The sequence below is a fragment of the Microbulbifer sp. CAU 1566 genome, assembly GCF_023156515.1.
Taxonomy (GTDB): Bacteria; Pseudomonadota; Gammaproteobacteria; order Pseudomonadales; family Cellvibrionaceae; genus Microbulbifer.
In genome coordinates this window covers 524,174-550,792 of record NZ_JALNMG010000003.1, presented here as the reverse complement: position 1 = coordinate 550,792, position 26,619 = coordinate 524,174, and the positions used below count along the sequence as shown (strand labels likewise).

Genomic DNA, 26,619 nt, shown 5'->3' with positions numbered 1-26,619 from the left:
CCTTATCGCTGCCCGGAAGGCTGCGTGCCACGCTGGGCCAGCTGTCCGTGGGGATGACGAAAGCCCTGGCAGGCCTGCTCGCCAATGGCGCTCGCCGGCGGCTTGGAATACTGCGCCCAGTTTTGCGGGTCGCCATTCAGCGCCTCGGAAAAGTCCGGGTTACCCATCACCTTGAGGTATTCGATCAACGCCATGCGCTCGCTTTCCCTAAAGCGTCTGCCGATGCGCCCCGGCATCTCGACATCTGTAAACAGGTGGCCGCGGTTGCTGTTGCCGGTCTGCGTTGTATCAAACGCGAAGTTGCCCTGGCGCATATCGGTGACATAGCCCAGTTTCTGCGGGTTGTACTCCCGGTGACCCACACCAAATTTGACCGGCCGCGCTTCCAGTGGCGACAGCAGGTCGTAAATCGTCGGTACCGAACCGTTGTGCAGGAAGGGTGGGGTGGCCCAGACCCCGTGCAGTGGGCGGGCTTTGTAGGCCAGTTTGTTGACGATACGGAAGGGCACATTGAGCCCGTCGTAATCGGCAATGCCGTTGTTGTCGCTGGAGATACCACTGTTGTCATAGAGAACCGGTACCAGCTTGTTCATTAGCAGCTGCAGACCATCCCCGGCGTTTACGCGCCGGTCGATATCATCGTCGGGGTTGTTCGGGTTTTTCGCGACCAGGGGGCCCGGATCAAAGGTGTGATTGACGAAGTTCTCCGCTGCTTTAGGATCGGTACCGATCACCTCGATATCAATCCAGGGCAGGGCCCAGAGCGTTTTTCGCCAGTCTTCCCGCAGCGGTTGGTTTTGTTCATCGTAGGAAATCTGTCCGGACATATCCCACTGCCAGTTCACGTCCCGTTGATGATTCGGGTTGTCATTGGGGCCGCCCGCTACTTTCCAGACGTAGGGCTTGGAAATATGTGGGCCGTGGCAGTGGACACACTGGTCGGCAAACAGATTTTTACCTTGTTGTGCTTTGGCGATATCGATTTCACCCAGAATCTCCTGAGGCCATTTGGGTGGGCGCAGTTTGCGTAGCGTGGTTTCAATACACTGCATGCCGTCGATATTGATGGTGGATCGGCCGAACTCGCCTTCCGGCAGTAGTTCACCCTGTTCGTCCACCAGTTTGACCGGCGCCATTACCCCGAGGCTTTCACCGACGTTGCGCGCCATGGCCTGATTGGTGAATCCGGTATATTGCACCCAGTCGAAGCGCCAGATATCCCAAAGAAACGGATAACTTACCGGCGCATCGGCGACTTTATAGTTCTCTTCAATACCCAGGTTGTAGCCGAAAACGACATTGCCGATACGCCCTACCGCGTCGGTGCGGCCGCGCCCCTCGGTGGTGGGGAAGTTATCGGGGTTGCCCGGGCCCTTGGCGAAATCAAAAAAGCGCTCGCTGAATGCGTTGAAGTCCTGCTTCAGTTGTTCGCGTTTGTCGCGATCTTCACCGGCCACTGCATCGGCAAAGCGCGCCCATTTGAAGGGATTGAACTTCATCTCGAATGTCGCGGCGCCCAGTGAGTGAATAAACTCACCGGGGTTACCCGTGGACATGCCGTGAATTGCCTGGCCGCCATCGACCCGCAGGGCCACACCCTTGTAGTGCAATTCGCCGGTGTGGCAGAGGGCACAGCCGAGGTCGATGCGGGTAGAGTTGTCGTCCGGATTCAAATGGCTGCCCATGCCCACCGGATACACACCGGATTCACCGGCAGAGTCCGCTTGTTGCGGCTCTACAATAAATCCCCAGCCGCGCATATTGTCTGCACTGGCTAGCTTTTCCTTACTGAACGGTAGCTCCAGTGCCGGTAACCACCGATAGTGGAGGCCTTGCAGTTCTGTTCCCTGGGGAGTTGAGTAGAACAGCTGTCGATCTTTCGCGCTCCAGCCCTGATCCAGGTAGCGGACTTCTGTGATTGTTTCGTGGGTGATATTGGGGGCGAAAAATTTGTGGGCAATTGAGCAACCGGTCAGTGTCAGCCCGGAAACGATGGCGGCGGTGGTCAGCCCACGGCGCAGGTGGCGGTTAAAATCCATTTTGTCGACTTTTGGTTGTATACATTGAGCGTTGCACGAGCCTGCCAGATACATCCTGTATTCCGTGCGTTGCAGGGGGATTGTAAAGGGTGAAGCTACAAAAAATAAGGCCGGACATGTTCACACATGTCCGGCCTTTGCTCGGTGATGGGAACTTCTGCCCGGTTTAGCGGATAGAAGTTCTATTTAACACCGTGTGAATTCCAGGGCTCAGTTACCCGCTTGCTTGGATTCCACCCAGTCACCTACCAATTCTTCCAGCACATCCAGCGGTACCGCGCCATTGGCCAGCACCACGTCGTGGAATTCGCGAATATCAAACTTATCCCCAAGTTCTTTTTTCGCATTTTCCCGCAGCTCTACGATTTTCATCATGCCGATCTTGTAGGCGGTAGCCTGGCCGGGCATGACGATATAGCGCTCGATGGCCTTGACCACATCGCCTTTGGGGTTGGGGCTATTGGTTGCCAACCAGTCAATGGTTTCCTCTCGGGTCCACTTCTTGCTGTGCATGCCGGTGTCGACTACGAGGCGGCAGGCGCGCCACAACTCCATGGCCAGGCGGCCGAAGTCGGAGTAGGGGTCCTGGTAGAAACCGATTTCCTTTGGCACCAGCTCGGAGTAGAGGCCCCAACCTTCGGTGTAGGCGGTGTAGCCGCCGAATTTGCGGAAGGAGGGCACGTTTTCCAGTTCCTGCATGATGGAGAGCTGCATATGGTGGCCGGGAATACCCTCATGGTAGGCCAGCGCCTCCATCTGGTAGGTGGGCATGCTGCTCATTTTGTACAGGTTGGCGTAGTAGATGCCGGGGCGGGAGCCGTCCGGTGCCGGGCGCTGGTAGAACGCTTTACCGGCAGATTTCTCGCGGAAGGGTTCTACCGCCTTAACGATCAGGTCCGCCTTGGGCTTGGTGATAAACAGCTCGTCCAGTCGACCTTTCATGGTGTCGATCATCGCGGTCGCTTCTTTCAGGTAGCGCTGTTTACCTTCCTCGGTCTCGGGGTAGTAGAACTGCTTGTCGGTACGCATGAACTCGAAGAATTCTTGCAGGCTGCCTTCGAACTTCACCTGTTTCATGATCGCGCGCATCTCGTCATGGATACGCTTCACTTCTGACAGACCCACTTCATGAATCTCGTCGGCCGTCATGTCGGTGGTGGTGTAGACGTTCAGGCGATGCTGGTAGTACTTGTCACCGTCGGGGAATTTCCAGGCGCCGTCGTCGGTGGTGGCCTGTTTTTCCAGCTCCGCCAGATACACGTTGAGGTTTTCGTACGCCGGTTTCACGCTTTCCAGCATCGCGGTTTTGGCTTTCTCGATCAGCGCGGCTTTTTCTTCGTCACTGATGCTGAGCTTGTCTACCTTGCCCTTGAAGTCCGCGTACAGGGTGCTGTCTTTGCCGTCGTCGTATGGCGCACCGGTAATCAGGTTTTCACCATCGCTGATGACATAGGGGAAAACGAACTTGGGGATGATGATACCGGCTTCGGCGCGCGCCTTCAGGTTTTCGATGACCTGATCAAAATGGGCTGGCAGTCCGTTGAGGCGGGAAATATAGGCCTCGGCATCCGACACATCGTCAACGCGGTGCTGGTTAATCAGCAATGAAGCGACGCCGGTGTGTGCGGCGTACATCTGGTTCACCGGGTAGGTGTGCAGGCGCCACTGGTAGCCTTCAATATCCTGCTCCAGATTGCGGATTGCCAGTTCCAGTGACAGGCGTGTTGCGTCGTCCAGTTGCGTCGGGTCGATCTTTTTCAGGGCTTCCAGCTGACGCTTGTGGATTTCATGGGTTTCCTTGGCGAACTCCGGGGAGAGGTTGTCCCACTTGCCGTAATCCTCTTTCATCCCCAGGAATGTTTTGAATTCCGGGCTGCGACTGACGTGTGTCTGGAACTGCTCTTCGAACAACTGGTTCGTTTTTTCGATGACTTCGGCATTCCCTTCGGATGAGGCGTTAGCGGTAGTGTCTACGCCCTGAGGGGAGGCTTGGGTGGCTTCTGCGCCCGCAGGGGACTGCTGTTCGGTATCGTTTTTGGGGGTGGCCGGTTCGCGGTCGCAACCTGCCAAGGCCAGCGCGCTTATGGCGGCCGCCAGCAGAGTCATCTTGAGCTTCATGGTGTTATCTCAATGTCAGTGAATGGTTGGTGAAAGAGGGATTGTCGGTCCAGTGTTTTAACCAGAAGTGGCAGAGGTTGCAAATTTTAACGACGGTCTGGTCATTTTATCGCGGTTTGGATTTATCGCGGGCACAAAAAAACGGGCCGCTTGGGCCCGCTTTCGCATCACTAGACCAGGTCCGTAATCAGGCAAAATTCTGATTTACGAACTCCCAGTTCAGCAGTGCCCAGAACGCTTCCATGTACTTCGGACGCGCATTGCGGTAGTCGATGTAGTAAGCGTGTTCCCAAACGTCGCAAGTCAGCAACGGAGTAACGCTGCTGTCGGTCAGCGGGGTTTCAGCATTGGAGGTGTTAACGATGGCTACGGTGCCGTCGGATTTTTTCACCAGCCAGGTCCAGCCAGAGCCGAAGTTGTTGACGGCGCTGTTGGTGAACTCTTCCTTGAACTTGTCGAAGGAACCGAAAGCGGCGTTGATCGCCTCGGCTACTGCACCGGTAGCGGCGCCGCCGCCGTTGGGGCTCAGGCAGTTCCAGTAAAAAGTGTGGTTCCAGATTTGAGCGGCGTTGTTGAATACGCCACCGGAGGAGGACTTGATGACGTCTTCCAGAGACTTGTCTGCTTCCGGAGTGCCTTCCAGCAGGCCGTTCAGCTTGTCTACGTAGGTTTTGTGGTGCTTGCCGTAGTGGAATTCCAGGGTTTCCTGGGAGATGTGCGGCTGCAGCGCGTCCATAGCATAGGGAAGTTCGGGGAGAACGTGTGCCATGTTGTATTCCTTCCTTTGTCTGAGACCTGTACCGACCCAAGAGTGGTAGCAGGTCAGTTATTGGTGGCAGGCATTCTACACCCGCTTGATGTCATTATTAAGCCATTGGACAGGCCAAAAAGGTTTCAATTGCCGCTAAGTTCAGGGTCATCTGCGAATGATTATCGATGACGGAGCAGTCTGTGCTTTCTATTGTCCTATTCTGATAACTGGAACCGCTTACTTTTTCGTCAGTTTTTGGTATAACTGCCGCAGATTTCTACCAATGACGGTCATATGGCCGTACAGCAACGCAGGACTACAGCATGCAACGCAGAGAGCCCACACTTGATGGCAGCAGCCCATCCGCTATGGACCCTCAGATTCCTAACGGCCCGATAGGTGGTAAGCGCTACGCTGCGCCCCAGGCGCCGGTTTCTGCCCCGGAACCCACCAGTTCTGGCGGTGGTTCTTCCTTCCTGGCCATTGTCGCACTGATGCTGGCACTTGCCGGCCTGGGCGCCGCGGGCTTTTTGTACCAGCAGTGGCAACTGACCCGGACTGTGCTGATTGATGCGGAGGCCCGTATCGTGCAGCTGGAGAAGCGCTTTGAAATGTCTGGCGAAGAGTCGGCGGCCTCGGTCGAAGTGCTCAATGCCAAAGTGAAGGAGAACGCTTCGGAGATTCGCAAGCTGTGGGGTGTTTCTTACGATACCAACCGCAAGAATATCGCCGCTAACCAGGCTGCCGCAGACGCTGCGAAGAAAGACGTCGCTGCACTGTCCAAAAAGGTCAGTGGCTTTGAGAGCAGCCTGAAGAAAGTGGCCGCTCTCGAGTCGGATATCGCGAAGCTGAAAGAGTCCACTGCGAGTGCTTCACGGGATACCAAAGATAAGGTTGCCAGCTTGGAGCGCCAGCTGTCTTCCGTACGCGCGGACCTGACGGCACGCGTGGGTGCCAACGAAGAAGCGGTACAGTCGATCGACAGCTACCGTCGCACCGTAAACAAGGACCTGGTGCAACTGCGCGATGCCATCCGCAGCCTGCAGTCCAGCTCCACCACTGCTTCCGCGCCCTGATCTGGTGCGCAAGTAGGGAAATATGAAGGTTAGCGGCAACTGGTTTTGTCGCTAACCATTCTCATTTTCACTTGCCCCTTGCTTTTTCAAAATTCCCACCTCTCCTCACTTCGTCCAATCCAACACCCGCCGACATTTCGTGTAAAATCGCCGCCTTCGAGACGAGACGACAACACCGGAGCCGGCAATGACCATTATCCGCCAGGACGACCTGATCGACAGCGTGGCCGACGCGCTGCAGTTCATCTCTTATTACCATCCCCAGGATTTCATCCAGGCCCTCAACAAGGCCTATGAAAAAGAAGCCAACCCGGCGGCGAAAGACGCCATGGCCCAGATCCTGATCAACTCCCGCATGTGTGCCCAGGGCCATCGCCCCATCTGTCAGGATACCGGCATTGTGACCGTGAAACTGAAAGTGGGCATGAACGTGCAGTGGGACGCGGAAATGAGCGTGACCGACATGGTCAACGAAGGTGTTCGCCGCGCCTACAACAACCCGGATAACGTACTGCGTGCGTCCATTCTGGCGGACCCCGACGGCGCCCGTAAAAACACCGGCGACAACACCCCGGCGGTCATTCACTACGAAATCGTTCCCGGCGACAATGTCGACGTCTATGTCGCAGCCAAGGGCGGCGGTAGTGAGGCCAAAAGCAAATTTGCCATGCTCAACCCCTCCGACTCCGTAGTAGATTGGGTACTGGACATGGTGCCGAAAATGGGCGCTGGCTGGTGCCCGCCTGGCATGCTGGGAATCGGTGTTGGTGGCACTGCCGAGAAGGCCATGCTGCTGGCGAAAGAGTCCCTGCTGGACCCCATCGACATTCAGGACCTGCAGGAACGCGGCGCTTCCAACCGAGCCGAAGAACTGCGCCTGGAGCTGTTCGACAAGGTCAACAAACTGGGCATCGGTGCCCAGGGCCTGGGTGGCCTCACCACCGTGCTGGACGTGAAGGTAAAGGACTTCCCGACCCACGCCGCCAACAAGGCCGTAGCGATCATCCCGAACTGTGCAGCTACCCGTCACACCCATTTCACCCTCGACGGTTCCGGCGCCGCGCGCCAGACCCCTCCGAAGCTGGAAGACTGGCCGGAAATCACCCGTGAAGCGGGCGGCAACACTCGCCGCGTGAACCTGGATGAAGTTTCTGCGGAAGACGTACTGAGCTGGCAGCCCGGCGACACCCTGCTGCTAAATGGCAAAATGCTTACCGGCCGCGACGCCGCTCACAAGAAAATGGTCGACATCCTGGCCAAGGGCGAGAAACTGCCAGTGGACCTGACCGGTCGCTTCATCTACTACGTGGGCCCGGTTGATCCCGTGCGTGAAGAAGTGGTTGGCCCTGCTGGCCCCACCACCGCTACCCGCATGGACAAGTTCACCCGCACAATGCTGGAAGAAACTGGCCTGCTGGGCATGATCGGCAAGGCAGAACGCGGCCCGACTGCGATCGAAGCCATCCGTGACAATAAAGCCGTCTACCTGATGGCGGTTGGCGGCGCCGCTTACCTGGTAGCGCAGGCCATCAAAGATGCCAAGGTCATCGCCTTCCCGGAACTGGGGATGGAAGCCATCTACGAATTCGACGTGGAAGACATGCCGGTAACGGTGGCGGTAGACAGCAACGGTGAATCGGTGCACAACACCGGCCCAGTAATTTGGAAGCACAAGATCGAAGAGGGCGCGGTGTAAAAAGCGCGCTTTATTCACATGAAGCCTAAAAGCCGGTTCCAGTTTTGGAACCGGCTTTTTTTTATCTGTACTTCAGGCAGCGAGTCCGATTGTCGAGTTTTTAGACGTCGAGACGATGTGCGATGTATTTCAGATCAGTAGCTGAAGTATTGGAGAAAACGTAACTGAATGAAATTAAAGGAATTTTTGTAAATTATGGTACAGCTATATCAAGGGATATATAGCTCGCCTGCCATATATTTACGGTACTCAAAGATCGTATAGTGAGGTAACCTGCTGAATTAACTAGGTTTTCCGTCAAACATAAACATTAGTACCAACTTGGATATGTGGCAGCGTGATATATGACCTGGGCTTTTGAATAAACTGTTAGTGTTTTTTACAGCGGTGGCATTTTGAGCTTTGGCTTTCGGAAAGTCTGGTGCAACAAACGGTGGTACCGGCACCTGGTGTAGCCAGATTTGGCAACGTGAAATCGTGGCTCCACTATTGGGCATCGGAGAGTCGGCTTCTGAACATTTGCGGGCAACTCTATTTGTGCCGTGCCGCAAAAGGCTAATCGTCGGCTTTGCCCACGATTTGGGTAGAGCCGGAAAGTGTGTGCCAAGTTGGCGGCACCGCACCGGGGTATTTTCAGGTATTGTAGGGGCTAAACCGTTCGTTCTTGTCAGTGGTTGCGTCGAACTGGTGCGTACAAAATATAGTCAGGCAGAGGCCCGAAACACTAACAAGCAGCGGCAGAGCGACAGCCAACACTACGCGCCTTTTTTGTTACTCGCTGCCGCTCAAACATTAACACAAAAGGCGCTCCGCGTTGGCTGCGCCTGCGCTGGGCGTTAGCCCTATGAGTAGAACATGACACTTAATGATTTAACTGTGAATTTTTCCCACCTTGAAAGAGAAAAAATCCTTTCTGACTGGCGGTGGCTAATCGGAGATGAAAAGCTTCCAATATTGATTACGGCGTTTGGCGAAGCCTTCCTACAAGATGTAAACGATAACAGTGTACATTTTCTAAATGTCGCGGATGGTGTTGTTTCTCATATTGCAGACTCTCCAGAGGAATTGAAGGCAAAGCTATCTGACAAAGAATTTGTGTCGGAGTTTTTAGCTGTCCAAGCTGTCGGAGATTTAAGGCAAGTGGGCAAGTTGCTTGAACATGGTCAGGTTTATAGCTTTAAGCTGGCGCCTGCTCTAGGCGGAGATATCACAGCTGACAATCTGGAACCGTCAGATATAGAAGTTCATTTTTCGGTTCTGGGGCAGATTCAGGAACAGGTCAAAAATTTACCTAATGGAACTGAAGTCGAAAGGGTGGAGTTTCAGCCCTCCAAAAAGCCTTGGTGGAAGCCCTGGGGCTAACAAAGTGCTGCAGCTGACGTCTTACTTTGTGCACTTTTTGCACGGTCGCTGCGCTCCTATTTTCGTGCAAAAAGCACACAAAGTAAGCCGCCGCTGAGCACGGCGTTTAGCGCTACGAGGCTATGAAAAAGATTTTATTCATTTTGTATTTTTTCACGTCTTTAGCAGTTGCCGAGGAAAGCACCTGCTATGGGACCACCTCCAATGGAAGACTAGAGAACGGGGTTCAACTGCCCACATCGGGCGTAAATTTTGAAGGGTATAGCATAGTTGCGAGATTAGCTGGGCGAACTTATGTTCACTCTCAGGTAAGTAAAATTATTTTAGCAGCGTACAAAAACCTAGAATCTACGAATCCTGAGAAAGTATTTAAATATGCTGAGACGGGGTTTGAAAAGGGTGGGCAATTTAAGCCACATAAAACTCACAGAAACGGCCTGTCTGTAGATTTTATGGTTCCAGTCTTAGATAAATCTGGGAAGTCAGTCCACCTGCCGACTAACCCAGTTAACAAATTTGGCTACGACATTGAGTTTGACAATTACGGGGCTTATGAAGAATTCACGATAGATTACGAGGCCATGGCCGCTCATATAGTCGCGCTGCATAAAGAGTCGGTAAATCGAGGTTTTGATTTGTGGCGTGTAATTTTTGATCCAAAGTTGCAGCCTAATCTTCTAAAAACAAAATATGGAGAATATTTGTCTAAGAATATCCAGTTTTCAAAAAAGCGTTCATGGGTGCGACATGACGAACATTACCATGTTGATTTCAAAATTCCGTGCGAGTAGCGGCGCTAACAATGCAATGCAGCCGACGTCTTACTTTGTGCACTTTTTGCACGGTCGCTGCGCTCCCATTTTCGTGCAAAAAATACACAAAGTAAGCCGCGTCTGATTGCGGCGTTAAGCACTATGAGCATATCCGAGACAGTTCAGAAAAATTTGGCTTCACTCTGTTTGATTCTAGGGGTGGCCTCGGCAGTATTTACAGCTTACTTCGCACCATTTTTCGGTTTGGTTTTTGATTCCGTATCGACTTCAGTGCTTGTCGAGCAATCAAAATACTTATTTGTATTCTTGATCTCTAAGCATGCTTATCTGGTTGCGTTATCCGTTGTCGGGTTCCTGATAGCAGGTTTCCGTAGGAAGGTCACTGGGGCACTATTTTTCGCAAGTATTCCTATTGCCAATTTGTGTGTCATCTTTATATTGGGGCAGCTAATTGGCGGTTGGTGAGTACTCAGGGGCGCATCATGCTTAACAAAGTGCGGCAGACCGACGTCTTACTTTGCGCACTTTTTGCGCAGTCGCTACGCTCCTATTTTCGCGCAAAAAATCCACAAAGTAAGCCGCTGCTGCGCACGGCGTTATGCGTAAGAACGAGAAATGTCGTACTTAGCAAAAATTGAATTTCTAAAGGTAAGTGACCCGAATTGCAGGGTTAAGTACATTACCGGAATCAGGCCCACTCTCAGTTATCAAGATAATGAGTTGTGGGATTGCAGTTTACGGTTATTGGCATGTAATGAGGCCGAACCTGGAGTATCCGTCGACGCCGAGGTCCACTTTTTAAGCCCTCATGCTCATGCCGGTAAAATCGAGCATGGCCTAGCGTTCAATTTGTATGCAGGTTACTGGCACATTGCACGCGGTAAATTTATAGAGCGGAGCTAGGCACGCATAACAAGGCCGGGCAATTTGCTCCGGGCCTGCGGCCCTCCGCGGGACAGCTTACCTTGTGCACATTTTGCGCGGGTCGCTGCGCTCCCATTATCGCCCAAAAAGCGCACAAGGTAAGCTGCCCCTGCCGGCGGCGTTATGTGTAAGTAGTCATGGAAGAAAAGTACGAAGCAATTTGGCTTAACATAGAAGAAGATGATTCATCTAGAGTGGTGCATGAAAGCTATAGTAAGAAGCTGGGTCGCCTAGAAATAATTTATCAAAGAGCGGATGGTTGCTATCTACCTTATTCATATAGAAAGCAACGAGATCATCAGTGGCGTCTTCCAGTTTGGTGTCCGGAAAATGAGAAGGCGATTCTCCCAACTCTTGAGGATGCCAGAGAGTATTTATCGAACTTTGTCGCAAGCAACACATAACAATCACAGGCAGTGAAGCTCCGGCCCTTCGGGCCTCCGCGGGACGGCTTACCTTATGCACGTTTTGCGCGGTCGCTTCGCTCCCATTTTCGCACAAAACGCGCATAAGGTAAGCCGCCCCTGCTGTGGGCGTTAGTGTTCAGGCATGAAAACGATCATCTTGTATCTATCAATGTTTTACTCGGCAGTAGCAATGGGTGCGCCTAGCGAAAAACCACCGGTTGGAATGAGTAAGGAAATCTGGGATAAGCATCTAGAACGACAAGCTAAGGCTGAAAAAGATCGGCAAGATAGGTTCCAAAAGGAGCTCAAAGATAACCCACCTGAGCCACCTTGGGTAAGATATCCGGAATATCATAGTAACGATATATTCTGGCGTATGGGGGAAGGTGAAACGTACTTAATGGAGTATGTACTCCCTTACTTAAAGTACGCCTCAGAGGTTGAGCTCAAAAGCTATAAAGAAAAGTATCCTGAGCCAAAAAGTTGGCATGGCTGGTACGCAGAGTAAAAACACTAACAAGGCCAGGCAGTTTGCTACGGGCCTCCGGCCCTCCGCGGGACAGCTTACCTTGTGCGCGTTTTGCGCGGGTCGCTACGCTCCCATTTTCGCACAAAACGCGCACAAGGTAAGCTGCCCCTGCTGGCGGCGTTAAGCATCCACAATGAATGGACTAGAAGAACTTCAAAATTGGTATGTTTCTCAATGCAATGATGATTGGGAGCATACGTATGGTATTGAAATTGGCAATATCGATAATCCGGGTTGGGAATTAAGAATCGATCTAAATGACACCAACCTAGAGAATGTACCTTTTGAGGAGTATTCGTACGGTGTAGAAGGCGAAGCGGGGGAAAGTGGGGGTAATTGGCTTGTCACTCGCATTGAGGAGGGTAGGTTCGTTGGATACGGTGGGCCGCATAAACTTCAGGAGCTTATTTCGGTTTTTGTAGCCTGGGCAAACTCCAATGCTTAACAATCAGCGGCAGAGCGACAGCCAACGCTACGCACCTTTTGTGTTACTCGCTGGCGCTCAAACATTAACACAAAAAGTGCTCCGCGCTGGCTGCGCCTGCGCTGGGCGTTAGCAATTGGTCAGTATGAAATTATTTAGATTGCTCATGTTACTTGTCTTTTCAAGCGCGGTTTATGCTGAAAACTTTGATGCAAGAATTCTCTTCGCTGAAGCGGCAATGCAATCTGAGGAAGGAAAGGAATACGAAAAATTGGTAAGGGAAAGCACATGGGATGCGGATCACGAGTGCTTTCTTGAGTCGGCAAAAGTTAGGGCAACCCCAGGGTACTATCAGCTAGTAGCCACTATTGATCGAGAGGGTAATGCAAAAATGGTCGAGGTGCGCCCTATACATCATTACTCATCATGCGTGGCAATCTGGTTTGCGAACAACAGGTATCCTAAACCACCACGACACAGTTGGCCCATTCGCCTGGAGGTAAATGCCCAGCCATAGTGGGCGCTTCATGCTAACAATCACAGGCAGTATGCTACGGCCCTTCGGGCCTCCGCGGGACGCCCAACGCTATGCACATGTTCTGCGGGTCGCTGCGCTCCCATTATCGCACAACATGTGCATAGCATTGGTCGCCCCTGCTGTGGGCGTTAGGCCCACTAGGAGAAAATAATGTTCGGATGGTTTAAGAAAAAAGAGACAGGGCCAGATTTTTCTAGCGTAGACTCAAGAGAAAAGGCCGAGGCTCTGGTTCAAAAAGGAGTGCTTAAAAAGCTCTTACTCCTGCCTTCCGAGTTCGGTGGCGAAGACGTTCCACCAAACGTCGTGTATGTACCGGAATTTGCAGTTGAGCTCAAAGCCAGAACCGATCATAACGTAGTTTTGCCTCTTGCTCAGGAGGGTAAGGTAACTCGTTACAACGCGACTCCTGAGTATCAAGGCAAGAGTTTTATTCCCTCTGCAATTAACATTGTTGCTAGCGAACCTGGTTCTTTTACATACCGAGTAGCAATCTGGGGCAAGCCGCTGAGTGAATCCAACGCAACGGCCTAACAAACAGCGGCAGAGCGACAGCCAACGCTATGCACCTTTTGTGTTACTCGCTGGCGCTCAAACATTAACACAAAATGTGCTCCGCGCTGGCTGCGCCTGCGCTGGGCGTTAAGCATCACAAGTAATGAAATTCTTACCAATCATATTTGGAATTTTTCCTGGCCTGATACTAGCTAGTACGATCCCTTTAGATAAGGAAGTTGTCCAAGTAAGAGAATGTGGTATGGAACAAAGAGATGGCCGTGGGCAGTTGCTTCCAATAGCTGTTTCTACTCCGCTTGAGTTAAATTGCCTCAATTGCAAAATTGAGTTCAATTTTGATGTGGCTGTAGGTGGAGGCTATCCAACCAATGTGAGTGCCAAATCCAGCGGCATCTCAAAACAGCAGGAAAATTGGTATAAAAATACATTTTCTCGTGGCTGGGTATTTCCAGGTTGTAGCCATAAAGGCAAAGCGAGAGGCTTTCAGGGGGAGCGCAGGGCCTTCAATGCTTAACAAACGCAGGCAGTTTGCTCCGGCCCTTCGGGCCTCCGCGGGATGCCCAACGCTATGCACATTTTGTGCGGGTCGCTACGCTCCCAGTTTCGCACAAAATGTGCATAGCATTGGTCGCCCCTGCTGCGGGCGTTAACATTCCGAGTTACCCACAAAAAGTAGACACCCTGTATAGTTATATTCAACGACTATGGAGGTGTCTAAATGGCACGCAAAAAACACCAGAATTACACCGAAGAATTCCGTAAAGAAGCTGTTAAACGATCGGAGCAGCCGGGTGTGACTCAGGCCCAGGTAGCTAAAGAGCTCGGTATCAGCGCGCAGCAAATCTCGAACTGGAAGCGTCAATTTACTCGCCTCTCAGACAAGCAATTTAACTCTGTCGATGGTGTGGACTATTCCAAGCAGGAGAGCGAAGAGCTCCGTAAGCTAAAGCGCGAGAATAAGCGTCTTAGGGAGGAGATGGAATTCCTAAAAAAGGTTTCTGCGTACTTCGCGAAAGACCAAGAGTGAAGTACGAGCTGATAGACCAGCATGTAGGGCAATTCGATATACGGTTGATGTGCAGAGTGATGGATGTTCATCCATCAGGTTTCTATCGGTGGCGAAGGCGCCCCGTTAGCCGAACTGAGCAGCGTCGAGAACAGATTACCACTCTGGTAAGAGATACCTATGAGGAGTTTGAGGCGTCGTACGGAGCCCCCAGGATTGCCCGGGAGCTGAACGAACTCGGTCATGAGTGTTCGGTCAACTATATAGCCAAAATCATGCAGGAGCAGGGAATCATTGCTCGTAACGGTAAAGCGTTCAAATTATGGCAGTCACGCTCTGACTATGCATAACGTCGCCGAGAACCTGTTATGGAGAGATTTTTCCACTGAGAGGCCCAATCAAAAGTGGGTAACGGATATTACCTATATCTGGGTTGAAAGGCGTTGGCTCTACTTGGCAACCGTTATGGATCTCTATTCACGAAAGATCGTCGGCTGGAGTTTTGGAGACAGCATGACAGAGCAGCTCGTTACCGAGGCCATGCAAATGGCCATAGACGCTCGGGGAGTAAGCCCTGGCCTTATCGTTCATTCGGATAGAGGGACGCAATACCGCTCCAACGAATATGTAGGCTTTCTTGAGCGACACGGCATTAAACGCAGTATGAGTCGAAAGGGGAACTGTTGGGATAATGCGGTGATGGAATCGTTTTACGCTAGATTGAAAGTGGAGTTGATCTACGCAAAGAACTTCCAGTCGATAGAAACAGCGCGTTCGGGTATATTTAGCTACATTGAAATATTCTACAACCGTAAGAGAAGACATTCTGCAAACGACGGGGTTAGCCCTGTCGAATTTGAGGAAAACGCAGCTGTTGCTGCATAAGTAAGGTGTCTACTTTTTGTGGGGAACACCAGGCCGTGAGTAATGAATAAAGTATTTCTCTTTTTTTTAGCCATTTTGTTTAGCTCTTGCAGTAATCTGGATGGGAATTTCAGCCAACGGAATGGTATCAAGTCGAGTTTGTTTGGCGAGTGGACTTATGAAACCGGACCTGAAAATTGTAAAGAGTATGGAAACATTGGATTTAAACGCTCAGGAAAATACACAAGATCTTCCGAAAATTGCCACATTGCAGATGACGCGTTTGGAAACTATTTCTATGGCTGGTACCAGGTAGAAGATTTTGTTTGTTTCGTAGATTCAAAGGAAGATTTGCGAGAAAGCCTTGAAAAAGGCTATTCACGTGAAAAGTGCACATGGAGAATACAGGATTTTAGCCCTAATCGCATAGTTGTGCGCAATCTTTTAAGTGCCAGTGATTATAGTACTATTGTGCTATCCCGAGCTGAATAGCCATACAGACGCAGTCAGCTTGGTAAACTCGACGCTTCGCTTCAAGTTTGACCGTTGCCGCCCACGTTATGAAAAATAAAATGTAGAGAAAGTTAAATGAATAATAAAATATTGATTAGGTTTATTTTGATGTGTTTGTCTATCTGTATACAGGCGTGTGGGACTACGGTTGAGGTGCCGATGTATCCTGATGAATATGATGTAAAAGCAGAAAAGCTTCCGTATTCTATTTTGGTCATATACGCGCCAGAATTTGAGCAAAACACCTATAAAACCTCCCAGTTAGCTAGCACTTGGAGCTATCCACTATCTAGAACAACTAAAAACCTCATAAATAACTCTCTAGAGACATATTTTGAGACGGTTGGAAGTGCTAGCTCTGAAGATGCTGATAGAAGTGGTTATGATGTCGTCGTATTTCCTGTGATTGAACAGTTTGAAGCCGAAGTTCCTTCAACAATTTTTTCACCTACCAAAACTAAAATTATTCTCTCATATGAATATCTAACTTCCTACGCGTCGAATAATGAGTCCGTCAGAAGTGTCGGCACTAACGAAATATCTGGAGGCGTTGGAAAGCTTGCTTATGATGATATGTCAGAGAAAATTAAAAGTCTGTCAGCATACTCCTCCGGTGTGTTTATAGGCGCCCCAAAGTATGAATACTTGGCAGCAAGAGATGGAGTAGTTGCTATAGCTCAGGCTGCCTATAACTTATCCAAAGATCTTGCAAGCCAGTTAAGTCATGATAATTTACTACAGCCGACTGTGAACACGTCGGCTGAGTAAGACGTTATGAGTCAGGAGAGTCGTATGGAATGGCCTAGCAATGAAGAATGCCTAGAAGCCATGACAAAGATAACGGAATATTATATGACGGGAGAGCAGAAAGTGTTTTGGCAGGAGCTCATTAAAGAATGTGAAGACACTGGTAGATTCCCTCCCGGAAAAGGTTTTCTTCATGACATAAATAAGGTTACTAAAGCCTCAGACAAACCCGATATGCCTGATTTTTCTGAGCTGTATCAATTGATTTGTACAGTATGCATTTAAAAGTGCATAACAAGGCTGAGTGAATATTGTTCGCTATGCTCACTGGGCAGCCTAGCGTTCGCGACTTTTGAGCATGGCTACTCCATTTTTGGACAAAATCTACAGTCACAGGTCTGCCGTTGTTGGCAGTGTTATGAAGCTATATTGGATCAAGAAGCAGCTCATGAAAGTTGTTGAATATGAACGTTCGCTACAATGGGTTGGTGATATTAAATGTCCAAGTTGTAGTGGATTGACGCCAGCGTGGCGATCGAGTGGTATGAGTGAATGTTTCCCTCATTTCTTTTGTGATAGATGCTCAAATGTAATTCATCGAGAGGAGGATAAGCGGCTCGTTTGGTATGAAAAGTCTCAAGAGCTTCTCAATCAAATTGCCAAAACATTACCCAGTTGCAATTGTGGTGGCCATTTTAGGCCAGGTTGCGGTCCTAAGTGCAAACATTGCGGTAAAGAAATACCCATTGTTTCTGATCCGGTAGAATATTTGCATAATCCAAATATGATCGTCGCCGATGGTGCATGTGCATATAGTGACAAGCGCGAACCATACGTGGTTCACATAGTCGAAACAAAACAGAACACAATGTAGCAATGCGCTGTCCCTGCCGGCAGCGTAAAGGTTTCTGATGCATCAGTGTCCTAAATGTAAGAAAAACGGCTTTAGTTTCTGGTGTAAGTTACGAGCAACCAGGTTGTTCCCCAAATCCTGTGAAATTTGCGGTTGTAATTGTCATATACCTGTAAAGTATGGGTTCTTATCATTGCTGTTTATGCTCATTCTATTCTGGGACATTTTAGTGGCTGCCTACATGTTGAGCGCTAATTTTGTTTTATGGGTAGTTGTGCCTTTATTAGTTGCAGTTTTTGTATCGTACGTAAGATGGTCGCCACTAAGGTGCAGCGACTAAACGTTAACAATCTAGGTAGTTTGTGGCAGCTCCCGGTGTGGCCTCTGCGCGGCGCTATGAATTTGAGTTGCACAACTCGAAAGGGACGCCGCGGATAAATAGCTCGGTACGCTGGATCAGCTCTTGCCCGAAATTTTGGCCAGCATTAATTCCCGAATGACCGGAACCGGCGCATTGCCGTAGCTCAAAAAGTCCTCGTGAAACTGCTTGAGGTTAAATTTGTCGCCGAGTTTCTCTTTGATTTCATCCCGCAGGGCCATAATGTCCATATAGCCTGCGAAATAGCTGGTCAGCTGGACCTGGCTCAGGGTGGCGCGACGCCATTTTCCTGCGGCTTCTGTTTTCTGCTGGAAGCCTTGTTTCATCAGCAAGTCCATAGCTTGTGGCTCGGTCATACCTTTCACCTGAATGGAATAGTCCAGGATCGTGTTGACAACAGTGCGCAGGTTCCACTTGTAATACATCATCCAGAGCTCGGGTGAGAAGTCGCCGTAGCCGGCCTCCAGCATCATGCGTTCTGTATAAACCGCCCAGCCCTCAATCATGGCGCCGTTGCCGAGAATGTTTTTGATTAGGCTGGGGGACTGGTTGGCGTAGACCAGTTGAGTGTAATGGCCGGGGATGGCTTCATGAATATTCAGAATCTGCATTAAATAGCTGTTGTATTCCCGCAGGAAGCTGTCGGCACGGTCATCCGGTAGCTCATCTACCGGCATAACGTTGTAGTAAGTGTTCGCGTTTTTGTCGTAAGGGCCGGGCGCATTGATGGAGGCAACGGCAAATCCGCGCATGTAGGGCGGGGTGGTTCGTACGACTAGTGGCTTTTCCGGGTCCAGTGTAAGCAGATCTTTTTCGTTGACGAAGGCCACCAGTTCCGGGATCTGCTCTTCTACCGCGGCTTTGAAGGTTTCTTTGGTGGCATGGTGTTCTGACAGTTTTTCCAATACCTGGGATATTTTTTCAAGAATGTCTTTGGGGCGCTTTTCATCCGGGAAGTATTTGGGCCAGAGTTTATCGGCCAGTTCATCCATTTCTAAATGCAGGCGGTCTTTTTCCCGCATGGCACGGTCATAGAGCTCCCGGCCATTCATGCCAATCTGGATGTCGTAGCGGAATTTTTCTTCATACAGCTTTTCACCGATTCGAAAATCGTGAAAGCTATCTGCCTTTTCCATTTTCGCGTGCAGGGTTTGCAGGTAGGTGATGTAGTCGTCGATCGCAGCGCGACTGCTTTTCAGTCTCGATAGGAATAGTTCCTTTTCATTGTCGGACAAACTGCTTTCCTGCAGCTTTTTCTCTAGCTCCGGTCCGAATACCGACTGGGCGCCCTCGTTCTGCTGAATCGCCAGTATCAGCTGGGGCGAGGCAGGATTCTTCAGGGATTTAGAGGCGGCGCTGTAGTAGGCGGGGATAGACTGCATCCGATTACTGAAGCTGCGCAGGCGGTCTTCGAGTGGTGCGTATTCCGTGTTGAGTATCAGGGCGAATCCGTGGGACACGTTGTAATTGGCTGGGTCCCACTCGTGCGATTTGAACTCGTTGATTTTCCAGATGGTTTCATTCAGAAAATTGTTGATCAGCGCCAGGTCGGACCGGGCGCTGCTATCGAGCTTCTCTGGATTGATACGTGAGAACTGGTTGAGGTAGTCCCGAGCGAAGCTGACGACCCGCCGGCGGTAATTGGTGTCCGGGGCTTCCAGTATCTCAGCGACCTGGTAGTAACCGTTGCTGATCGCCCACGAGGGGAACAGGTGCCACATGCGCTCGACCATCTGATTGCTCAGGCCCTGGAACGTTTTCTGTTCTGCGGTCACTTTTCCAGCTGTGCCGGCGGTAGCCTTTGTTGCTGCACTATTGGTGGTATTTGCGCCAGCCGTGGCGGGAGAGGAAGACAGGCTGTTGATACTGGAATCTTGGGCTGGGGAATCGCCGGGTTCCGGGTTTTTCTCGCCGCAGCCGCTCAGGGCTATCGACGCTACCAGCACGGTCAGCAGTTGCTTCATTTTCACTCTCAAATTTGTAAGGGGATATGGCCAAAAACTAGCACAGTCGACTTATAGTTATCGCTTGATCCGGCAATTATTTTGTGTGATCCACGTCGCCTTGTTTCACATCCGGGTGGCCGCTAAAGTGGCAAAACCGGAATTTGTGGCCGAGTGCCACGATTCAATCCACTGAAATCTGTATGTTAGAGGAGTCAGGTATGACAGAACTCGCAGCTCAGGCCTGTGAAGCCTGCAGGGCCGATGCACCACTGGTTTCCGATGAGGAACTGGCGGAGCTGATCCGGGAAATCCCCGACTGGACCCCGGAGGTCCGTGATGGCGTCATGCAGCTTGAGCGGGTCTTCAAGTTCCGCAATTTCAAGCTGGCGCTGGCGTTTACCAATCGCGTGGGTGAAATCGCGGAAGAAGTAGGGCATCACCCGGCGCTGCTCACTGAGTGGGGCAAGGTGACGGTCACCTGGTGGAGTCACGAGGCGGGCGGCCTGCACAAGAATGACTTCATTATGGCTGCGCGTACCGACAAGCAGGTAGACGCAGAATAAGCTGACAACTTCTGGCATTGTATTCCCAGATTTCGTCAAAACGCACGCCGTACCCTTGCGGTTTAATGGATGCGGTGTAGCGCTTGTTCAGAAGTCGCTTGTTTGTGGATCGCTTGCTTTTGGGAGTAAGTACCTGGCAGTCGGTGTGAGATGTTGAATGCCAAGAGGTCATTGGCGGTTCAGCTCACACGCAGAGTTTTCGACCCCCAGAGTTATCAAGCCCCCAGAGTTATCTGGTAAGTAGTCTAGAAGGATCAAAATGCTGAAGATGAAATCTGCCTGCGAACGTTGCAGCGCAAAGCTCGGCCTTTCCGATCAAGCCTTTATCTGCTCTTACGAGTGCACCTTCTGTCCAAGCTGTGTAGAAGAGGTGCGTTCTATCTGCCCGAACTGCCAGGGCAACTTGGTTCTGCGACCAATGCGTCGTACGTCACCCACAGAGGTCGCCAGAACGGGCTTTAAAGCCAAGCTGGAAACGATCCTGTAGGCCATTTTTCCGCCACTTATTTCTGTGCCCAGAGCAGAAACTCCCTGTTGCCGTCGCCGCCTTTGATGGGGCTTTCGATGTAGTCTCTGATGGTCAGCCCCAGTTGCGCACAGAGCGCGCAAATTTTTTCCTGCACCCCCTGATACAGCGCCGGGTCACGTACCAGTCCGCCCTTGCCGATACCTTCGGGTCCCACTTCAAACTGTGGCTTTACCAGGCTCAATAAATGACCGCCACTTTTCAGCAGGGTAGGGAGCTGGGGGAGTATCAGTGCCTGGGATATAAACGAAACATCCATGACAATGGCGTCAAAGCCGCGATCGGCGAAGGGCGAAATCTGTTCTGCGGTCAGGTGGCGGGCGTTAATGCCTTCAAACAAATGCATGCGCGGGTCCAGGCGCAGGGACTTGGCCAGCTGGTCGTGGCCCACGTCGATTCCCACAACCTGCTCCGCGCCGCGCTGCAGAAGACAGTCGCTAAATCCGCCGGTAGAGCAGCCTACATCCAGTGCGTTCCACCCTGCAGGGCTCAGCCCGGTGTGATCGAGAATGCCCGCCAGTTTCAGGCCGGCGCGGGAAACATACTGGTCTTCCGGTAGTGGCTCGACCTTGAGCTGGGTATCTTCACTGAGCGACTGGCTGGCCTTGGTTGCCGGGCGCCAGCTGTGGCCGTCACTCAGCAGCACCCGGCCGGCATCCACCAGTTTGCGGGCGTGGGTGCGGGAACTGGCCAGTTGTTGCTGGACTAATAACAGGTCGAGACGGGTCATGGTTGGCACTATAGTTTACGGTCGAGGGTTTGACGGTCGTGGAGGTGGGAATGGCTGCCATGCTAACCTCTGGCCTCCAAACAGGGAAGATTCCGCGACCGGCGGTGCAAATCTTCCCCCCGGGGGTCGGGAATTGGAAAATTTCATAGCCGAAGTGAATAACAGGAGTTGGGGTTAGATGGCAAAAAATGTGCTGAGCAAGTTCAGGATACGCAAGGGCAAGGTATTTGAAGCCCCGCTGGAAAACGCGTTTGGCCGTCTGGTTACGCCCTTCGAAGAATTCATACACCGCCAGAGCAGCAGTGGCCTGCTGCTGATGGCGTGCGCCGTGCTGGCGATGATCATTGCCAACTCCCCCTGGCAGGAGTGGTACAAGCACCTGCTGCACCTGCCGGTCAGTTACAACTTTGGCGACTGGTCGCTGTCGATGACCTTTCACCACTGGATCAACGATGGCCTGATGGCCATCTTCTTCCTGTTGGTGGGACTTGAGCTCAAGCGAGAGTTCCTGGTGGGGGAGCTGTCGGAGCTGAAACACGCGGTTTTACCGGTGATGGCCGCCATTGGCGGTATGGTGGTGCCGGCGTTTATTTTCTTTTTGCTGAATGGCGGCACGCCGTCAGAGCGTGGCTGGGGTATTCCCATGGCCACGGATATCGCCTTCGCGGTGGGTTGTATCGCCATCCTGGGGAATCGGGTACCGCGAGCGGTAGTGACTTTTCTGGTGGCGCTGGCGATCGTGGACGACCTCGGAGCGATTATCGTGATCGCGGTGTGGTATACCGAGAGCGTCAATACGACGGCCCTGATTGCCGCCTGCGCCTTGGTAGGTGTGCTCTGGCTGCTCAAGGTTGCCGGTGTGCGCCGGGCGGCTGGTTATATCTTTGTGGGGATCCTGCTCTGGTACGCGCTCTACGTCACTGGCGTCCATGCCACGCTGGCGGGGGTGATTACCGCCATGGCCATTCCCGCGCGGCCGAAATACGATCCAGTTGCGTTCAGTACCTTTGTGAAAGACATCATCCGCAGCTTCGACCGCTGTTTCCGTCCCGGTGACAAGATCATCGCCAACGATGCTCTGCGGGCGCGGGTGACCGCGTTGGACAATGGTATTCACCTGGTGCAGTCGCCGCTGCAGCGGATGGAGACACGGCTGCACACGCCGGTGGCATTTATCGTGGTACCGATATTTGCCCTGGCCAATGCCGGGCTGCCCATCGACAGCTTTACCAGTACGGAGGCGGTGTTCAACCCGTTAACCCTGGGTGTGATCTGTGGCCTGGTGTTTGGCAAGCTGATTGGTATTGTGGGTGCGACCTGGATTGGCTGGAAGATGGGCTGGGGCGAACTGCCCAAATCGGCAACCTTTCACCACATTATCGGTGTGGCTTTTCTGGGTGGTATCGGCTTCACCATGTCGATCTTTATCGCCGAGCTGGCCTTTGAAGGTGAGCTGGAGATGTTGGTTCAGGCCAAGGCCGGTGTGCTCCTGGCGTCGATTATTGCTGGCTTTTCAGGGTTTATGATTCTGCGGCGGGCGCCGATTGAGGAGTCGCTCCAGACGGACAAGGGCGAGGCGGACAAGGGCGAGGCGGAGCACTGACTCACATGGCTGGCAAGTGCTTTCAACCGGGCAGTGCCAGCCAGCCGATCACCAGCAGTGAGACCCACGCGAGCAGGGCGCAGCCGAGTTGCCAGTTGCGCGGGGTCTTGCTGAGTATTCCGGAACCGTAAACGACGCCGACACAGAGCCCCAGCAGTAACAGACTGGTCAGGCTGTGGCTCGGTGCCTGGCCGTTTTTGTACAGCAGTGGCGGCCAGAAAGTGATCAGCAAGCTGACCAATAATGCCGCAATAAACGTGGCGATTCTCAGCGCTTTCATGGATGGTGGAGCGGCGGTTTTTTCCGCGGGATTCCATTCCTCGTTTTTGAACTTATTCGGATTCAAATTCTGTCTCGCGGCGATCCATATCTTCGGTCACCTCCAGCCACAGGGCGTTCACCACGGCAAACGAGCAGGCCAGCATAACCCCCAGTATCCACGCGAAATACCACATGTGATTCTCTCCTCGATGCGCTTGTCGCGCGATTCTCTGTTCAATAGCTGCTGTGAGAGTTGTCTTCGATATATTCCCTGGTGACCCGCCCGAACATTTTGCGGTAGCACCAGATGTTGTAGAGCAGAATGATGGGGATAAAGATGACCGCGGCCGCAAACATCAGCCCCAGAGTGAGCTCACTGGAGGTGGCATCCCACATGGTGAGGCTCACATTGGGGTCACGGGAAGAGGGCATGACAAAGGGAAACAGGGCAATACCGGCGGTGAGGATGATGCAGGTAATGCTCAGGGCGCTGGCAACAAACGCCAGCGGACTTTCACGGCGGGAGCAAAGCCAGGTGGCGGCGGCCATCAGAACGCCCAGCACGGGAATCATCCAAAGCAGCGGGAACGCCTGATAGTTGGCTTGCCAGCCGCTGTTCCCGTAAGCCACGGTTTTCATCAACGGGTTGATTTTATCCCCCAGGGGTTTGCTGTCGACGATGTGCATACCGTCGATACCGAGCAGCAGCCAGATACCGGCCAGCAGGAACAATACGATCACCGCGAGGGCGCAAAGCTGGGTCACTCTCTGGGCTCGAGTGTGCAGCAGGCCGCGGGTTTTCATCTGCAGCCAGGTGCCGCCGTGCATCGCCAGCATAGCCACCGACAGCAGGCCGCAAATCAGAGCAAAGGGCGTCAGCAATGCCCAGAAGGAACCGTGATAACTGGGGCGCAGCAGGCTATCCAGTTCAAAGGGCAAACCCAGCATCAGGTTGCCGAAAGCGACGCCAAAAATCAGTGGTGGTACCAGGCCGCCAATGGTCAGCCCCCAGTCCCACATATTGCGCCAGCGCGGGTCGTCGACCTTGGAGCGGTAATCAAAGCCTACTGGTCGAAAGAAGAGCGCGCACAAGGTAATGATCAGTGCGGTATAGAGCCCTGAAAACGCGGCCGCATACACCATTGGCCAAGCGGCGAAAATGGCGCCGCCGGCGGTGACAAACCACACCTGGTTGCCTTCCCAATGCGGGCCTACGGTATTGATCATCACCCGCCGGTCCATGTCGGTTTTGCCGATCACCCGCAGTAGCATGCCCACACCCATGTCGAATCCGTCGGTGACCGCGAAGCCGATCAGCAATACCCCGATCAGTGCCCACCAGATGAGTTTCAGCGTCTCGTAATCCATGGCGAATCCCCTTGCTGCGTCAGGCCTGTAGCGGCGGCTCTTTTGCCGGTGTTTCAAAGTGGTATTTGCCGGTACCAAGGCTCGACGGGCCGAGCCGGGTAAAGCGCAGCATCAGGTAGACCTCCACCACGGCCAGGGCCGTGTAGAACGCAATGATTGCCGTGAGGCTGCCGATCACTTCGCCGCGGCTGATGGACGATGCCGACATATAGGTGGGCAACACCTCGGCGATGGACCAGGGTTGGCGCCCGTATTCCGCTACTATCCAGCCGCACTCCGCGGCAATCCAGGGCAGCGGCAGTGACCAGAGGCAGGCGTAGAGCACCGCACGGCTGCCGGCGCTGCGGTGGCGGGCGGATTGAATAAAGGCGGCGATAAACACGAACAGCATGACAAACCCGGCCCCCACCATAATGCGGAAGGTCCAGAACATCGGTGCCACTCTGGGGATTGAGTGCTCGGCGGCCTGCTGGATTTGTTCGTCGGTGGCGTCGGTAATATTTTCGGTATAGCGTTTTAACAGCAGGCCATAGCCGAGGTCGTACTGCAGGTCGGCAAAGGCATTTCTGGTTTCCTGGCTGGTGTCGCCGCCGCGCAATTGCTCGAGCAGGGCATAGGCCTGCATGCCGCGGCGAATCCGTTGTTCATTTTCCGGAATGATGCGGTCGAAGCCGACCACTTCCTCATTCAGGGAGCGGGTGGCGATCAGGCCCAGCGCCCAGGGAATTTTGATTTCCCAGTGGTTTTTCTTTTCCTCCTGGTCCGGAAGGGCAAACAGGGTGAAGGACGCCGGCGGAGTCTGTGTTTCCCATTCGGCTTCTACCGCGGCGAGTTTGACCTTCTGTACATCCCCCACGGTATAGCCACTCTCATCACCCAGCACGATCACCGACAGATTGGATGCCAGCCCGAAGCTGGCCGCCACCGCGAAGGAGCGGCGGGCGAAGGGAATGTCCCGTTTTCTCAGTAGATAGTAAGAAGACACGCTGAGCACGAACATGGCGCCAGTGACATAACCCGCGGCCACCGTATGCACAAACTTCACCTGTGCCACCGGGTTGAACAGCACATCGCTGAAGCTCGCCAGTTCCATACGCATGGATTCGAAATTGAACTCCGCGCCGATGGGGTGCTGCATCCAGCCATTGGCGATCAGTATCCACAGCGCCGACAGATTGGAGCCGATGGCCACCAGCCAGGTGCAGATCAGGTGTTGCACCTTGGTTAATCGATCCCAGCCAAAAAAGAACAGGCCGATAAAGGTGGATTCCAGGAAAAAGGCCATCAGTCCTTCAATGGCCAGCGGAACCCCGAAAATATCCCCCACATAGTGGGAGTAATAACTCCAGTTGGTCCCGAACTGGAATTCCATGGTCAGCCCGGTGGTGACGCCCAGCGCAAAGTTGATGCCGAACAGCTTGCCCCAGAACTTGGTCATGTCCCTGTAGATGGTTTTACCCGTCAGGACATAGCAGGATTCCATGATGGCCAGCAGGAAGGACAGCCCGAGGGTGAGGGGCACAAAGAGAAAGTGGTACAGGGCCGTGAGGGCAAACTGCAGCCGGGATAAGTCGACAACGGCTTCATCGATCACTTAACGCTCCTTGTCATGGCGATCCGTGTTTTGGCCTTGGGTATTGCTGTTGCTTGTTTTGGTCGTCGTTTCGATAACCGGTACTGTGGACTCTGCAGGCTCTTCAATCGATCGGGGGAAAAAATGCGCCGGGACGGGGGCCGCCTGCTCGGGATCCGGACTGAAGTAATGGATTTTGATCAAGGTGATCAGAGCAAGCTTGATGATCAGAACCGCGCCGAGTTCGATCACCAGGCGACGGTCGGAGAGCGTCATGGTGTACCCGCCAGATTAACCATTAATTAACCATTAAAAGAGGCGCCGCGGCGTAATAGTAGCAGTGGCGCCCAGTGGCAATGGGGGCGGGCAGCGATTTGGCGCGATAGTGGCGGTCTTTGCGGCGCTTTTGCTGTGTTAGTATCGGCGTTTTCGTGTTTTTGGTAAGGCCGGTATTTTTCGTGGTTTACCGCTTTCTGGTCGTTGAGCGCTCCGCCGATAGCGGCGGCGCTATAGGTAGCTATAGGTAGAAGGAGGGCG

Annotated in this window: 27 protein-coding genes; 17 read left to right on the top strand and 10 right to left on the bottom strand. The window is 52.6% G+C overall.

Going from position 1 to position 26,619, the window contains the following annotated elements:
- Positions 1–2: 2 nt before the first annotated feature.
- From M0G74_RS10615 to M0G74_RS10605, 3 genes are all read right to left on the bottom strand, one after another.
- Positions 3–2,039 carry a di-heme-cytochrome C peroxidase gene (locus M0G74_RS10615; RefSeq protein ID WP_248216611.1) on the bottom strand — a complete coding sequence of 679 codons (2,037 nt, stop codon included), beginning with the start codon at positions 2,037–2,039 and terminating at the stop codon, positions 3–5.
- Positions 2,040–2,249: 210 nt separating this feature from the next.
- Positions 2,250–4,157 carry a DUF885 domain-containing protein gene (locus M0G74_RS10610; RefSeq protein WP_248216609.1) on the bottom strand — a complete coding sequence of 636 codons (1,908 nt, stop codon included), beginning with the start codon at positions 4,155–4,157 and terminating at the stop codon, positions 2,250–2,252.
- 187 nt (positions 4,158–4,344) lie between these two features.
- Positions 4,345–4,926: a Fe-Mn family superoxide dismutase gene (locus M0G74_RS10605; protein WP_248216607.1), complete on the bottom strand. Its 582-nt coding sequence runs from the start codon at positions 4,924–4,926 to the stop codon at positions 4,345–4,347.
- 305 nt (positions 4,927–5,231) lie between these two features.
- Between M0G74_RS10605 and M0G74_RS10600 the strand changes: the two genes are divergently transcribed.
- The 14 genes from M0G74_RS10600 (at position 5,232) to M0G74_RS10535 (ending at position 16,565) form a co-directional block, all read left to right on the top strand.
- Positions 5,232–5,984 (top strand): hypothetical protein, encoded by a 753-nt coding sequence (locus M0G74_RS10600; RefSeq protein ID WP_248216605.1) that lies wholly within the window; start codon positions 5,232–5,234, stop codon positions 5,982–5,984.
- Between the two features lie 187 nt (positions 5,985–6,171).
- Positions 6,172–7,680 (top strand): fumarate hydratase, encoded by a 1,509-nt coding sequence (locus tag M0G74_RS10595; protein WP_248216599.1) that lies wholly within the window; start codon positions 6,172–6,174, stop codon positions 7,678–7,680.
- Between the two features lie 855 nt (positions 7,681–8,535).
- Positions 8,536–9,042 (top strand): T6SS immunity protein Tdi1 domain-containing protein, encoded by a 507-nt coding sequence (locus M0G74_RS10590; protein WP_248216597.1) that lies wholly within the window; start codon positions 8,536–8,538, stop codon positions 9,040–9,042.
- Between the two features lie 122 nt (positions 9,043–9,164).
- Positions 9,165–9,833 carry a penicillin-insensitive murein endopeptidase gene (locus M0G74_RS10585; RefSeq protein ID WP_248216594.1) on the top strand — a complete coding sequence of 223 codons (669 nt, stop codon included), beginning with the start codon at positions 9,165–9,167 and terminating at the stop codon, positions 9,831–9,833.
- Positions 9,834–10,876: 1,043 nt separating this feature from the next.
- Positions 10,877–11,143: a hypothetical protein gene (locus tag M0G74_RS10580; protein WP_248216592.1), complete on the top strand. Its 267-nt coding sequence runs from the start codon at positions 10,877–10,879 to the stop codon at positions 11,141–11,143.
- Between the two features lie 145 nt (positions 11,144–11,288).
- Entirely contained in the window at positions 11,289–11,654 is a 366-nt protein-coding gene (locus M0G74_RS10575; protein ID WP_248216590.1) for a hypothetical protein, read from the top strand.
- A gap of 154 nt (positions 11,655–11,808) precedes the next feature.
- Positions 11,809–12,120: an immunity 53 family protein gene (locus tag M0G74_RS10570; RefSeq protein ID WP_248216588.1), complete on the top strand. Its 312-nt coding sequence runs from the start codon at positions 11,809–11,811 to the stop codon at positions 12,118–12,120.
- A gap of 667 nt (positions 12,121–12,787) precedes the next feature.
- A complete protein-coding gene (locus M0G74_RS10565) occupies positions 12,788–13,168 on the top strand; it encodes a hypothetical protein (protein ID WP_248216586.1) in 381 nt (126 codons plus the stop codon).
- A 223-nt stretch (positions 13,169–13,391) separates the two neighbouring features.
- A complete protein-coding gene (locus tag M0G74_RS10560) occupies positions 13,392–13,664 on the top strand; it encodes a hypothetical protein (RefSeq protein WP_248216584.1) in 273 nt (90 codons plus the stop codon).
- 204 nt (positions 13,665–13,868) lie between these two features.
- Positions 13,869–14,177 carry a transposase gene (locus M0G74_RS10555; protein WP_248216582.1) on the top strand — a complete coding sequence of 103 codons (309 nt, stop codon included), beginning with the start codon at positions 13,869–13,871 and terminating at the stop codon, positions 14,175–14,177.
- A gap of 273 nt (positions 14,178–14,450) precedes the next feature.
- Positions 14,451–15,041 (top strand): IS3 family transposase, encoded by a 591-nt coding sequence (locus M0G74_RS10550; protein ID WP_282450115.1) that lies wholly within the window; start codon positions 14,451–14,453, stop codon positions 15,039–15,041.
- Positions 15,042–15,083: 42 nt separating this feature from the next.
- A complete protein-coding gene (locus tag M0G74_RS10545) occupies positions 15,084–15,512 on the top strand; it encodes a hypothetical protein (RefSeq protein ID WP_248216573.1) in 429 nt (142 codons plus the stop codon).
- A gap of 96 nt (positions 15,513–15,608) precedes the next feature.
- Entirely contained in the window at positions 15,609–16,301 is a 693-nt protein-coding gene (locus M0G74_RS10540; RefSeq protein WP_248216569.1) for a hypothetical protein, read from the top strand.
- Between the two features lie 24 nt (positions 16,302–16,325).
- The gene (locus tag M0G74_RS10535) at positions 16,326–16,565 is read left to right on the top strand and encodes a hypothetical protein (protein WP_248216568.1); all 240 of its coding nucleotides are present in this window, start codon (positions 16,326–16,328) and stop codon (positions 16,563–16,565) included.
- 1,024 nt (positions 16,566–17,589) lie between these two features.
- Here M0G74_RS10535 and M0G74_RS10530 read toward each other — a convergent pair.
- A complete protein-coding gene (locus M0G74_RS10530) occupies positions 17,590–19,476 on the bottom strand; it encodes a DUF885 domain-containing protein (RefSeq protein WP_248216566.1) in 1,887 nt (628 codons plus the stop codon).
- 200 nt (positions 19,477–19,676) lie between these two features.
- Here M0G74_RS10530 and M0G74_RS10525 point away from each other — a divergent pair, with 200 nt between their 5' ends.
- Entirely contained in the window at positions 19,677–20,021 is a 345-nt protein-coding gene (locus tag M0G74_RS10525) for a 4a-hydroxytetrahydrobiopterin dehydratase (RefSeq protein ID WP_248216564.1), read from the top strand.
- Between the two features lie 259 nt (positions 20,022–20,280).
- Positions 20,281–20,508, top strand: coding sequence for a DUF1272 domain-containing protein (locus M0G74_RS10520; protein ID WP_348983707.1), 228 nt, complete (start codon positions 20,281–20,283; stop codon positions 20,506–20,508).
- Positions 20,509–20,524: 16 nt separating this feature from the next.
- On the opposite strand, the gene M0G74_RS10515 is transcribed toward M0G74_RS10520, so the two are convergent.
- Positions 20,525–21,277 carry a TlyA family RNA methyltransferase gene (locus tag M0G74_RS10515; RefSeq protein ID WP_248216713.1) on the bottom strand — a complete coding sequence of 251 codons (753 nt, stop codon included), beginning with the start codon at positions 21,275–21,277 and terminating at the stop codon, positions 20,525–20,527.
- Positions 21,278–21,455: 178 nt separating this feature from the next.
- Between M0G74_RS10515 and nhaA the strand changes: the two genes are divergently transcribed.
- Positions 21,456–22,880, top strand: a complete 1,425-nt coding sequence (gene nhaA, locus M0G74_RS10510) for a Na+/H+ antiporter NhaA (RefSeq protein ID WP_248216562.1) — start codon at positions 21,456–21,458, stop codon at positions 22,878–22,880.
- Between the two features lie 22 nt (positions 22,881–22,902).
- Here nhaA and M0G74_RS10505 read toward each other — a convergent pair whose 3' ends face one another.
- From M0G74_RS10505 to M0G74_RS10485, 5 genes are read right to left on the bottom strand one after another with little or no spacing between them, the layout of a single operon-like run.
- Positions 22,903–23,160, bottom strand: coding sequence for a cyd operon YbgE family protein (locus M0G74_RS10505; RefSeq protein ID WP_248216561.1), 258 nt, complete (start codon positions 23,158–23,160; stop codon positions 22,903–22,905).
- Positions 23,161–23,212: 52 nt separating this feature from the next.
- On the bottom strand, positions 23,213–23,335 hold the full coding sequence (cydX, locus tag M0G74_RS10500) for a cytochrome bd-I oxidase subunit CydX (protein ID WP_160154111.1): 123 nt from the start codon (positions 23,333–23,335) through the stop codon (positions 23,213–23,215).
- Between the two features lie 40 nt (positions 23,336–23,375).
- The gene (gene cydB / locus M0G74_RS10495; RefSeq protein WP_248216559.1) at positions 23,376–24,509 is read right to left on the bottom strand and encodes a cytochrome d ubiquinol oxidase subunit II; all 1,134 of its coding nucleotides are present in this window, start codon (positions 24,507–24,509) and stop codon (positions 23,376–23,378) included.
- 19 nt (positions 24,510–24,528) lie between these two features.
- Positions 24,529–26,103: a cytochrome ubiquinol oxidase subunit I gene (locus M0G74_RS10490; protein ID WP_248216557.1), complete on the bottom strand. Its 1,575-nt coding sequence runs from the start codon at positions 26,101–26,103 to the stop codon at positions 24,529–24,531.
- Entirely contained in the window at positions 26,104–26,358 is a 255-nt protein-coding gene (locus tag M0G74_RS10485) for a hypothetical protein (RefSeq protein WP_248216555.1), read from the bottom strand.
- Positions 26,359–26,619 lie beyond the last annotated feature (261 nt).